General features: G+C 30.9%; 11 protein-coding genes. All 11 read right to left on the bottom strand.

Annotated elements, in window-relative coordinates; all coding sequences use genetic code 11:
- Nucleotides 1-14 precede the first annotated feature (14 nt).
- Nucleotides 15-557: a DapH/DapD/GlmU-related protein gene (locus tag CBW18_RS21775; RefSeq protein WP_172406480.1), complete on the bottom strand. Its 543-nt coding sequence runs from the start codon at nucleotides 555-557 to the stop codon at nucleotides 15-17.
- Between the two features lie 12 nt (nucleotides 558-569).
- Nucleotides 570-1343, bottom strand: a complete 774-nt coding sequence (locus CBW18_RS09305) for a glycosyltransferase family 2 protein (RefSeq protein WP_088301007.1) — start codon at nucleotides 1341-1343, stop codon at nucleotides 570-572.
- On the bottom strand, nucleotides 1344-2567 hold the full coding sequence (locus CBW18_RS09310; protein ID WP_088301008.1) for a hypothetical protein: 1224 nt from the start codon (nucleotides 2565-2567) through the stop codon (nucleotides 1344-1346).
- 9 nt (nucleotides 2568-2576) lie between these two features.
- The gene (locus CBW18_RS09315; RefSeq protein ID WP_172406481.1) at nucleotides 2577-3353 is read right to left on the bottom strand and encodes an alpha-1,2-fucosyltransferase; all 777 of its coding nucleotides are present in this window, start codon (nucleotides 3351-3353) and stop codon (nucleotides 2577-2579) included.
- 50 nt (nucleotides 3354-3403) lie between these two features.
- Nucleotides 3404-4024: an acyltransferase gene (locus tag CBW18_RS21780; RefSeq protein ID WP_088301010.1), complete on the bottom strand. Its 621-nt coding sequence runs from the start codon at nucleotides 4022-4024 to the stop codon at nucleotides 3404-3406.
- Between the two features lie 194 nt (nucleotides 4025-4218).
- Nucleotides 4219-5274: a glycosyltransferase family 2 protein gene (locus tag CBW18_RS09325; RefSeq protein ID WP_088301011.1), complete on the bottom strand. Its 1056-nt coding sequence runs from the start codon at nucleotides 5272-5274 to the stop codon at nucleotides 4219-4221.
- 59 nt (nucleotides 5275-5333) lie between these two features.
- Nucleotides 5334-6578: a glycosyltransferase gene (locus tag CBW18_RS09330; protein ID WP_088301012.1), complete on the bottom strand. Its 1245-nt coding sequence runs from the start codon at nucleotides 6576-6578 to the stop codon at nucleotides 5334-5336.
- Between the two features lie 54 nt (nucleotides 6579-6632).
- Nucleotides 6633-7652, bottom strand: a complete 1020-nt coding sequence (locus CBW18_RS09335; protein ID WP_088301013.1) for a glycosyltransferase — start codon at nucleotides 7650-7652, stop codon at nucleotides 6633-6635.
- The gene (gene wzx, locus CBW18_RS09340) at nucleotides 7642-9066 is read right to left on the bottom strand and encodes an O-unit flippase-like protein (RefSeq protein ID WP_088301014.1); all 1425 of its coding nucleotides are present in this window, start codon (nucleotides 9064-9066) and stop codon (nucleotides 7642-7644) included. The genes CBW18_RS09335 and wzx overlap by 11 nt, the downstream gene beginning before the upstream one ends.
- Before the next feature lie 243 nt (nucleotides 9067-9309).
- Nucleotides 9310-10614, bottom strand: coding sequence for a lipopolysaccharide biosynthesis protein RfbH (rfbH, locus tag CBW18_RS09345; RefSeq protein WP_088301015.1), 1305 nt, complete (start codon nucleotides 10612-10614; stop codon nucleotides 9310-9312).
- Nucleotides 10604-11485, bottom strand: a complete 882-nt coding sequence (locus tag CBW18_RS09350; protein WP_088301016.1) for an SDR family oxidoreductase — start codon at nucleotides 11483-11485, stop codon at nucleotides 10604-10606. Before CBW18_RS09350 ends, rfbH begins: the two co-directional genes overlap by 11 nt.
- Nucleotide 11486 lies beyond the last annotated feature (1 nt).

Genomic DNA, 11486 nt, shown 5'->3' on the forward strand with positions numbered 1-11486 from the left:
AATTTGTAAGTAATTCAAATAATTGGACAAATTCCTTCACCTAAGTTGTATGATAATTTATTCGACCTATTTGAGATAATTTTAGCTGGAACACCACCTACCACAGAATAGGGAGGTACATTTTTTGTAACTACTGATCCAGCAGCTACAACAGCACCTTTGCCAATAGTAATCCCAGGTAGTATTATGGCTCTTGAGCATATCCACGCATAATCCTCAATAATTACTTTATCACCAATTATCTTGAAAAATTCATCATTATAATCGTGGTGTAGAGACCAGACCATTACCTCATTACTGAGATTAACATTTGAGCCAATCACTAAACCTTTTCTTGCATCTAATAGTGCTCCGTGCCCTATCAGTGTATTATCCCCAATTGATAATTTCCATGGATCTCTTACTTCAAAACCGCGGTAAAGGCCAACCTTTTTGCCTATTCTCGCTCCCATTAGTTTCATCAAAGCAATCCTAAAATTGTGAAATGGAAGTAGCGCTATAGTACCACAAATAATGTATAACAATGAAATGGCATAAGGAACAAAATATTTTTTCATTTACTAAATGGATTACCTTTTTAAATAAACATTGAGACCAATCTTTCTGAGTGATTTCTTTACTATAAACTTAAGCACTACAATTATTGCATTTATACTCGCTGAGGCTTTTGAACTGCCACCAGTTTGTGTAGTTGCTTTGAAATATTCTGTGATAGCCTTAATCGAATCACTTGTACCGCCTTCACTCATGATAACAGTAACATCTGCCATGAATGCGGCGTTTAGATTTTCTCTCGGTCTTAAAAGAAGCTCGTAATCCCCAGAAATCTTATAATCAATGTTATACATACCATATTTTTCAAAAAGCCTGCTAGAATGTAGGGCTCCGGGATGAGAAACCGTCATAAATTTTTTAAAGAGAGGCCATTCCCAAGAATATCCTGTTGTTCTTATCAAGTTTCCTTTCAAGTCAATCATTTCCCGTTTGGACGATAAAAAAAGTAAATCTTCAATTCTTGGATGTACATTCAGGAAATTATAATACTTTTTAAGAGCATTCGATTTAAGATAATCATCTGCCCCTAAAAACATGATCCAGTCCCCAGTAGCTTTTGCAATCCCTTTATTCCAAGCATCATAAATCCCCTTATCGGATTCACTGATCCAATAATTTATGTAGGATTGATATTTTTTAATTATTTCAATCGTCTTGTCTTTCGATCCACCATCAATTAGTATGAATTCGTAATTGGCATCTTGCGAAATTATGCTCTCAATTAAATTTTCAAGACAAGAATCCGCATTGAACGTTGCTACAATGATCGTTATTAAATTATTTTTCATTTATTTATATCCTACGCTAAAAGAAGACTCTTTTTCACCTTTCTTATTTATAATAATTGAGGCCAGTACGAAAAAGAAAAAGAAACCTGTGCGTGAAATTGGTTCCGACATTAGTGTTATAATGATTACACAAATGAATAAGTTTTTCAATTTACTATCAACAAAAAGGTTAAAGCAATAAGTTTTATATAAAAGATATCCCCCAACAATTAAACCGAAATCTAATAGAAAAATAAATAGTCCATTTAGTATTTCAGCATTCAAATATCCTATTTTATCACCTTCTAATGAATCATCCCAATTTTTTTCCCTTACACTAGCAATCAATTTATCTGATGAATTTAAAGTGCTTTTAGGATCTTCTCCTATCAATGGACTCCTTTCAAGCATTTTAAGACCTAGTGTAAAGTCTCCGAATCTTACCATAGAAGAAGTAGCACCGCGCCCCTTCAACTTATCATTAACATTATCAATAATTAAAGTAGACAAACTAAGAAGTATTAAACCCGGAATAATCATAGCTTTAATATTTTTTATAGACCTTATATATAAAAAATACGCAACTATTACAAACAACATTAAAATGATGCCTGTGGTAGAAAAAGTAAATATTATTGCTATTATAGACAACAAAATTTCTTTTAATTTTCTTTTGAAGTAAAACATTAAAAGAAGATTCATATTTAAATACATCTGCCAAATACCTGGTTCCCATGCCAATGCACATAACCTAAAGCGATTGAAAAAAGAGGGCCCTCCAGAATCAATATACCATAATATATAGCCAATCTGTCGATAATAAACATTAACATAAGTATGCTGGAATAATGACTGACCGATAAATAAAAATAATATATGTACTAAAGTTAAATACATATAAAACCTTAGTAGAGCAAAAATATCACCTGTGAATTTACTACTGGCATTTGAGGTTCTATAATTCAGTAAGACAATATAAGATGAAGTAATTGCGACGAATAGAAAATATGGTATTTCAGCTCCTTTAAAGTAAAAGAAGACGAGCAAAATAAAGAACAAGCTTACTAATATTAATAAATCTCGAAAAACAATTTTTTGTAAATTTCTAAAATTTAATAAAATCAATAAAATTAACCAAATAATCAAACCTCCCTTAACTTTCAATAAATCAAATCCTGTCCCAGAGAAAAAAAGAATTCCTAATGATAAGCACCTTTTGAATTGCCCGATTTTTATTTTAAACATCCTTATTACTTAAGAAAATATTTTTTGACTGATAACCTGAATCAATGATTTTAAATATAAAAACATACTATATTTATTTTTAATAACAATATATGAAGGAGGTATTAAGTCAGATATGTCTACTTTAAATTGATGTCCAAACCATAAACTCGGCATTATAACTTTTTTATCATTATGCTCATTTAAAAACGCTCCCCACCAACTAAAAGAACTATTACTGATAATATTATTAACACAAAATGATTGGATATACAGATCAATTATCGGCGATGTATTTTCTACAAAAATAACGTTAGCTAACTTCAAATTTTTCTTGCACCAGCCAATATCATCACTGACAACAATAAAATTTTCATTTTTCCCTATTTGTTCAATTGCCTTTAAATAATAAGACAAACCACTAAAAGGGTGTTTGTGCAACATTCTAAGATAATCGCCTCTACGAACATGTATACTGGTAATTTTTTTGTTGAATAATACAGGATAATGACTCTTAATAAAAGTATATGTATCTTGATCAATTGAAAATTGCTCTAATGCTTTACTTCTATTGATGTACTTATAGGATTGAAAGTATCCTTTTATGATCAAATCCGCACCTTCAGTATATGGAATTGTAGCGTAATGATGAAATGGTTCTTCATAAATTGGTATTCCGGCAGGAATATAATCTAAAATTTCAAAACCCTTAAAAAAGGTAGTGCTATATTTTAATGTTGCTAGATACTCTTCTTTTAATGGTACACATATTGTTAAATTTTTACTTAGAGATAACGCTGCGGCCATCTGAAAAAGATTATTTCCTAGCCTATCACTAAAAACAACATATATCATATTTAATTAAAATTAATTTTTCTTATTATTCTAGCAGGATTTCCAGCGGCGACACAGTCTTCTGGAATATCCTTCACGACAACACTTCCACTTCCAATAATACTACGTGCTCCAATATGAACTCCTTTTAAAATTATGCATCGAGTCCCTATCAAAACGTTATCATCTATAATGATTGGTTTATTAACTTTATGGTTAAGATCAGATTGATTATTACGTCGATCAAGATAGGATAAAGAATGAGCATCAGAATCCATGATAATCGTATCAGCACCAACATTCACGTAGTTTCCAATTTTTATCGATTCATGAGACCATAAACAAACTGAACTAAAACCACAGTTATTACCAATAAGCAAAACCGCACTATCCTCAACACTTATTGAGCCTTTAATGTTTCTGCTTAAAGGGTTAAGACCTCTTCCACTTTTAAAAGTGCAGGAATCACCAATTGTAATGTTGGTATTCTTTCCTATAGTTACATCTAAAACTCCTTGTATTATTAGGTCTCTGCCAAATGAAACACCATATACTTTCATAATAAATCTACCCCATCTCCAATTGATTGTATTGGCGATATGAGTTGTAAATTTGGTATATACTTTATAAATCTCAATTAACATATATTTTTTGTAAATGTAAACAAAAGTTTTTTAGCTTTTAAAAGCAATAATTATGTTAGAAAACCAATTGTTTGATTAAATAAAAACGCTGTATTAGGGCAAGGAAATCAATATAAAAATCAACCAGATTATTTTAAATTTAATACAATAATCATAGATCTGAAAGGAGATTTGATCATTGAATTCATACCGAATTATAGTGACCTCAAATATTTCGAATATCTATGATACAAATTAACAATCATCATATTTAATTTGAAAGGAAACATTTTTATCATCAATAATAAAATGAGACTTTTCTTTTTTGCTAATAATAATGGGAAAAAGCTTTTCCATTTGATATAAGGTGTGTCAAAAGCTTTTCTACAAAGTTCGAGTTTATCCTGTTTAGTAATCTTTTTACTTTTGTACGAATCCCTAACAATCATGGTGTAACAAAAGTGGAAAACACCAATATTACTGCATACATCTTCAAATATTTCAGGATCATTAATAGAATACTCGAAATCACGAATCGAAATATATATTTTAGCAATTTCAAATGACATGTCTTTATACATAATGGCATTTGTAATAGATGTGTTTCGAGTAAGATAATCTAATGTAATATCAGGAAGTAATACAATCTTTGTTAAATGTCGAATTTCTAAAAAAGAAAACACAGCATCTTCAACTACATCATGAACGTATCTTAAATTATTGTCTTTTAAGAAAATGGTACTATATAATTTATTCCATGAATACACAGAAAAGTATCCATTTTGCACATAGACATACTTTTTAAATGAGCTATTATCAAATATTTGTTTTTTATCATATTGAAATTTTTCATTATTTTTAAATACTTGAATTTCTCTACCTTGTTCATTTACAAACCGATGAGAAGCAGCTACGATATCAGCACTATTTAGTTTTGCTTCTGTTACTAGTAAACTTATTGTGTGTGAATCTATACTATCGTCACTATCAACAAAAAAAAGATAATCACCTGTTAAATTATCCAGAATAATATTTCTGGATTTCCCTATCCCCTTATCAACTTCATTTTTTTTTATTATTCGAAATGGAAATTTGCTACTTACTAAAGTATCTATAGTCACTTGTAGACTATTGTCGTCGCTAACATCATAAACAATTAGAATCTCTATATTGTCATAATCTTGATTAATAACTGAAGTTAAACATTTAGCAACATAAGCTTCAACATTATAAACAGGTATTGCAACGGTAACTTTAGGATTAATTAACATTTTTATTTTACTCTTCTATATTAGTAACACCATCTGACAGTGGTGTAGATAAATAACATTTAAAATTTATGTAAACCCAGAATTGTTTTATAGATCCCTGACAGATCATTAATAATTTCTTTTTTATTATGCCTCTTCAAAGCAAGAATTTGGGCACTATTTCCAATTTTTGATGCTAGTGCTTTGTCATTAACTATTTCTTTAATATAGGATGCTGCCATATAAGGATCATTTGCAGGAACCAAGACGCCTGATGTTAAATGTTCTATTAGCGTAGAAACACCCCCCACATTACAAGCAATAACTGGTACGCCTAGAAGCTGTGCCTCACAAACACTATTGGGACTATTGTCAATATATGAAGGATGAACAAAAACATCACAATTTATAAGTGCTTCTGTTATTTCCTTAGATGAAGCGATACCTTTAGGGTACACTGAAACAGCGTCAGGATGAATTCCCGTTTTATAGCTCGCAAAATTCATATCTGTGATTCCATAAACCAGCCATTCAAAGTTGAGTTTCAACTCTTTTTTGATTATTTGCGCTGTCTTTAATAACATATCCGCACCTTTATAAAGCGGACTTGAAATAGTTGTTACAATTACTATTTTATCTCTATTCGTCTTAACTTGCCAAGGCTTTGCATCAAAAAAAGATTCGCGAAGCATCTCACTACAATAAAAATACTGAGATTTTGGTGAATAAATTTTAGAAATCCTTTTGTCCCATTCAGTTCGTCCCATAAAATATTTACAACCGGCAAAAATCCTTTTTTCCCTTTCAACTGAAGTTTTCCATCCTTTTAGTTGCTTATAATTGGAAAGTATTTTTAAAGGATTTATTCCATTGGAACGAAACATATCCCATTCAGAATAAAATGGTGGAACAAATGCATTCAAATAAGGAATAAGAATCCCTTGTAAATGAATAATTGTAGGAATATCAGTATACCGAGCTATGAGACCAAAACTTAGTTCGGAACCAAATACATGTATGACATCAGGTTTAAAATCATCTATAACAGACTTAAAAGCACTTACATGAAAAGACTCTTGTTCCCTTTTAGAAAACTTTCTTTTTAATCTATTTAATATACCTCTATCAATAGAAATTGGATAATAAGTTACATTTTCTTGTTCAACCTTGAATGGTTCATCTTGATAAAAGAACGAAACTGCTAATTGAATATTAGATACTTTTTTAATCTCCTTTTCCAAGGAAGCAATCCACCCGCCTCCATTATATTCGTTTGAATTCGAATTATAACCCGCTGCAGTATTTGTAAACCATAGAATTTTCATTTTAATTAAAAATTATTTTAGTAAAACTTAAAATATACACGAAAGCCACTATAATTATAATTTATTTTTGAACCTTATTAATTTACAAAAAATTGGAATTGATTTGAATGCGATTTTATTAAAGAAATTTATATCCTTTTCCAATTTTTCTATATGCTTTGAATTTATATTTTCAAATTCTTCCGAAGCTGCACTTAACGCTTTATATTGTTTCAGTATTATTACATTTTGTGCTAAATCAATAACTTTTCGTAGTATTGGATAAATAATTTTAAATGACTGCCTGATTTTCGTATCCATTTCAATAAAACCCTGAAGAGTAGCTATTTTTTTTGATTCATTAAACCCAATACGATATTTAGTTAATTGAGCATTTAGGTAAAATACATTATCATAATGGGCTAGGTACTTCACTAAAAACATATAATCAGACGAGGGATAAAATTTCTCATCATAGCCGCCTATTGTTAATAGACTTTCTTTCGTAAATAGTATACCAAGTGACCCCGGATTCACATTACCCAGTTGTAAATCTAGCGGAATAACTTTATTAAGTTTGGGTTCAGCAATTTTATGCTTTAAAATTAACTTACCTTCAGAATCAATTACTTTATGTCCAACTATAATGGCATCCAAATTTTGTTTAACTGAAACAATTTCCAAAACGCATTTTAAATAATTTGGTTCTAATATGTCATCATCATTTAAAATTGTCAAATATTTTCCAGAGGAAAGCTCTATACAACGATTCCAATTACCAAACATGCCAATGTTTTCTTCATTTTTATAATAACTTAAGCGCGGGTTATTATAAAAATTCATTAACTTTTCTGTCTCACACCCACGTTCCGGGTTATTATCTACAACTACTATATCATATTCAATAAATTCAATTTGATTGATAGCGCTATCAAGGGTATCCCTTAATAAATCTGCCCTTTTATATGTAGGTATTGCAATCGTAATTTGGGGTTCAAAGCTTAATTTTGATTGAATTAAGGAAATCGATGTGATATTTTTAGTCTTGGCAAAATTATCTTCGATTTTAAAAAAATCAGCACTTTTATCTAGCATTAGTATACGCTTTTAGTCTATAAAATACTTCTGAAATGATTAATCCTAAAAAATCGAATAAACTTATATTATATTTATTTAATATAACAAAAGGCCATTTCCAATTATTATACGCTAGTTGTACAGTCCCTTGAACTAATACTAAACCTAATAAACCATAATTAGTAAAAGATAAGGAGAGATAGCTTCCCAAAGCTATAAATCCACCTGTAATTAAAGAAACCCACATAAAAGGAACAGAATTGCCTATAACGATCATCGTTGCAAAAAAAGAATGATTCGTTTCAAGTAGCATTACAATTAAATATAATATAAGGATACTCGATACAGGTAATACTGCTTTTGCTTTAATTAATACTAATAACTCAGGCACTGCTAACACAAGAAAAACACCGCCAATTAGAAATAATAAATAAAAAATTCCCATAGCAAAAGCAAATTCTTTTTTTAGATCATTCATATTTCCTGTAATATTTAACTCAGCAAAACGTGGATTATTAATCATAAACAAGGTGCTTGAAATACCCGAAATTATCCCAACAAGTTGCACCATTAAGCCATACGAAGCAATATCTGATAAACTCAAATACAACCCTCCTAAAAACATTGCAAAACGAGTTATTGCATACGATCCTATAAAAACTAAACCGAGTTTGCGTGCATTATGCCAAACGATATTAAACAAATCCAATTTTTCTTTCCTAGTGATTACAAATTGATCAATTTTACTTTTGAATTCCTTTGTAAAGAAATAGTAGTGGGAAATAAATCTCTCTACAAAAGGTGCTAATAGATTAGCAATTGCAATAGACAACAAACCGACGCCCAATAACAACAAAGAGACATTTATAATAATATAAACAATCCTAGAATAGACCATTGCCTTTTTCGATTCCATTATCATACCCTTTCCTATTAATAACGATGCATAATAGGTATAATACATATTAAAGAAAGTTGATATAGAATAAACTATCCAAATAAATAAGGACTGATGTACATTTGTAAAACCATTAGTGACTTTATAAATATAAAATGTACCAAACGAAAGCATAACTACCAAAACTACAAGTGACAACCTTCGATAGACAAACCTAACAGTATAGATCATTGTAGCTAATAGACGATAGTTAATTTGTTTTATATCTTCTTGACTGCTATGAATACCTTCTTTTTTTAATTGTTGTGCTCCGCTAAAAATGTAAGTAATGTTCCTCCCAAATTGAGGACCAAAACCAAAATCAAATAATGACACCAATGATCCAACGGTCAGCATCAAATAATTCATACCAATCTCTTCTGGACTAAGCAAATGTAGTATTAATGGCAAAACCAAAACTCCGGATGCAATTGAAAAAAACTGGGCAAAGTACCCCCAAATAACATCTTTTTTTGATAATCTAATATCGCTCATTATATACTTAAATATTTTTCCATTTCGAATTCATCATTTTTTTAATACATTAAATTCATTAATCATTGGACTAACTCAAATTATTCGTAAAATGAAACATAAAGCCCTTCATTTCATGTAAGACGATTATTTTAATGGGAATAAATACGACACCTCCAACCTGATACTTTTTTTATAACTAAAACTCACGACTTAAATAATGAACCCCCCCCACTAATCCTGCACCTAAAACTAAATCATTATTTAATTGTTTATATACTTTCTAATTACATTAGCAATGTAATCATAATGGAATTCATTTAATCCTGGCCAAACGCCTAACCAAAACGATTGGTTCATAATAATATCAGTATTAGTTAAATCTCCAACAACTCTATGTTCAACATTAGCATAAGCAGGTTGTCTTAATAAATTCCCAGCAAAAAGTAGTCTAGTTCCAATTTTATGCTCTTCCAAATATTGCACGAGCATGTGGCGATCATTTGAATCCCCTTCTCTTAGCGTTAATAAGAAACCAAACCAAGATGGATCAGAATCTGCAGTAGGTTCAGGCAAAATAAACACTTCCTCAAATTCTTTCATACGAGAATATAATGCAGCAAAATTTTCTTTTCTTCTTTGAATAAAGTAATCAACTTTTTTCAATTGAGAAACCCCTAGAGCTGCTTGCATATCAGTCACTTTTAAATTAAAACCAACATGGCTGTAGGTATATTTGTGATCATAGCCATAAGGAAGTGATCCTAACTGTTGACCAAAACGGCAACCGCAAGTATCATCTTTGCCTGGTAAACAGTAGCAATCTCTGCCCCAATCTCTGAAACTTTCAGCAATCTTAGCTAATTCAGGGTTATTTATTACTACAGCACCACCTTCACCCATAGTGATATGGTGAGCAGGATAAAATGAAAAAGTAGATAAATCTCCGAATGTTCCTGTTTTTTGGCCTTTATAGGTTGCACCTAATGAATCGCAGTCATCTTCAATCACCCAAAGATTATATTTTTTAGCCACACGCATCACCTCGTCTAAATCAAATGGGTTACCTAATGAATGGGCGATCATAATGGCTTTTGTTTTCGGAGAAACAGCGGCCTCTATCATATCTGCCTTTACATTGTGTGTTGCAATGTCTACGTCAATAAAAACTGGAATGGCTCCTGCTTGAACAATTGGATTTACTGTAGTAGGAAAACCAGCGGCTACAGTAATGACCTCATCACCTGGCTTAATGGCTCTATCGCCAAGTTTAGGAGAGGTTAATGTATAAAATGCAACTAAATTAGCCGAAGAACCAGAGTTTACCAACAATGCTTTTGTCGCACCGAAATATTTCGCAAACTCATACTCAAACTCAGTTGCAAATCTTCCAGCAGTTAACCATCCGTCTAACATGGAGTCAACACCTAATAACAGGTCATCTTGATCCATAACTTTACCTGTTACAGCAATATAGTCCTGTCCTGGAATGATTTCTCTTTTTGCGTTCTTTGCGGCTATTTCGGACAATTGCTCCTCTAAAGTTCCGCTAAAATGTTTATAATTCATGTTTTGTTACTTTTAGCATAAAGGAATCTACATTTTCAAATGTAAAATCCGGATATTCTTCAATAAATTTTGTGTTTAAAAGGCCCCCATACAAAGGTCTTAATGCTGCTTGCTTTGCATTTGATGTTTTAATCGGTGAAATCTTTATAGCCTCAGTATCTTTGAAATAAGACAATACCTTCTTTGCCAGTTGAAACCTATTAAAATAATCAGTACTAGCTAAGTGAAAAATTCCCTTTTTGTTATCTTTGATCAACTGAAATGTCATTCTGCCAATATCACCGGCATAAATTGGTGTTGCAAACTGGTCGTATGGTAATTTTAATTCTTTTACTACTTTGTTATTCGCATCATCTATTAGTCTGGCTATAAAATTTTTAGATCTACCTTCTTCTCCATAAACATTAGTAATTCTTAAAATCAAATGCTGATCCAGCTTAGATACAAGATCTTCACATGCTAATTTATGCTTTCCATATATATTTAGTGGATTTACCATTTCATCTTCATGATAGGGACCATTTTTCCCATCAAAAACATAGTCTGTAGATATAAATGCTAATTTTACATTATTTCTTTCACAATAATCAACGATTTTTATTGTGGGTAATACGGTACCTTCATAGCTAGCCTCAACGTTATTTTCACAAAAGTCAACATTGGTTAAAGCAGCACAATGAATGATTACATCTGGTTTAAAGTTTGACTTTTGAAAGAAATCATCTAAATCCTCTTTTGAAAAATCAAATGAAACTGTTGAATCAGTTTTGAAGTTTAGGTGAGTACCAATAACATCCCATCCATTGTTTTTAAACACAGATAGACAGTGTGAGCCAACTAAGCCCGATGCACCGATAATAAATGCTATCATC

This window comes from Pedobacter sp. AJM (genome assembly GCF_002197755.1).
Classification (GTDB): Bacteria; Bacteroidota; Bacteroidia; order Sphingobacteriales; family Sphingobacteriaceae; genus Pedobacter.

What these genes read in the sequence shown, in the direction of transcription:
- CBW18_RS09325 (WP_088301011.1), bottom strand. Translation starts at nt 5,274, where the DNA reads ATGTTAATTAATCCTAAAGTTACCGTTGCAATACCTGTTTATAATGTT.
- wzx (WP_088301014.1), bottom strand. Translation starts at nt 9,066, where the DNA reads ATGAGCGATATTAGATTATCAAAAAAAGATGTTATTTGGGGGTACTTT.
- CBW18_RS09305 (WP_088301007.1), bottom strand. Translation starts at nt 1,343, where the DNA reads ATGAAAAATAATTTAATAACGATCATTGTAGCAACGTTCAATGCGGAT.
- CBW18_RS09310 (WP_088301008.1), bottom strand. Translation starts at nt 2,567, where the DNA reads ATGTTTAAAATAAAAATCGGGCAATTCAAAAGGTGCTTATCATTAGGA.
- rfbH (WP_088301015.1), bottom strand. Translation starts at nt 10,614, where the DNA reads ATGAATTATAAACATTTTAGCGGAACTTTAGAGGAGCAATTGTCCGAA.
- CBW18_RS09335 (WP_088301013.1), bottom strand. Translation starts at nt 7,652, where the DNA reads ATGCTAGATAAAAGTGCTGATTTTTTTAAAATCGAAGATAATTTTGCC.
- CBW18_RS21775 (WP_172406480.1), bottom strand. Translation starts at nt 557, where the DNA reads ATGAAAAAATATTTTGTTCCTTATGCCATTTCATTGTTATACATTATT.
- CBW18_RS09350 (WP_088301016.1), bottom strand. Translation starts at nt 11,485, where the DNA reads ATGATAGCATTTATTATCGGTGCATCGGGCTTAGTTGGCTCACACTGT.
- CBW18_RS09330 (WP_088301012.1), bottom strand. Translation starts at nt 6,578, where the DNA reads ATGAAAATTCTATGGTTTACAAATACTGCAGCGGGTTATAATTCGAAT.
- CBW18_RS09315 (WP_172406481.1), bottom strand. Translation starts at nt 3,353, where the DNA reads ATGGCCGCAGCGTTATCTCTAAGTAAAAATTTAACAATATGTGTACCA.
- CBW18_RS21780 (WP_088301010.1), bottom strand. Translation starts at nt 4,024, where the DNA reads ATGTTAATTGAGATTTATAAAGTATATACCAAATTTACAACTCATATC.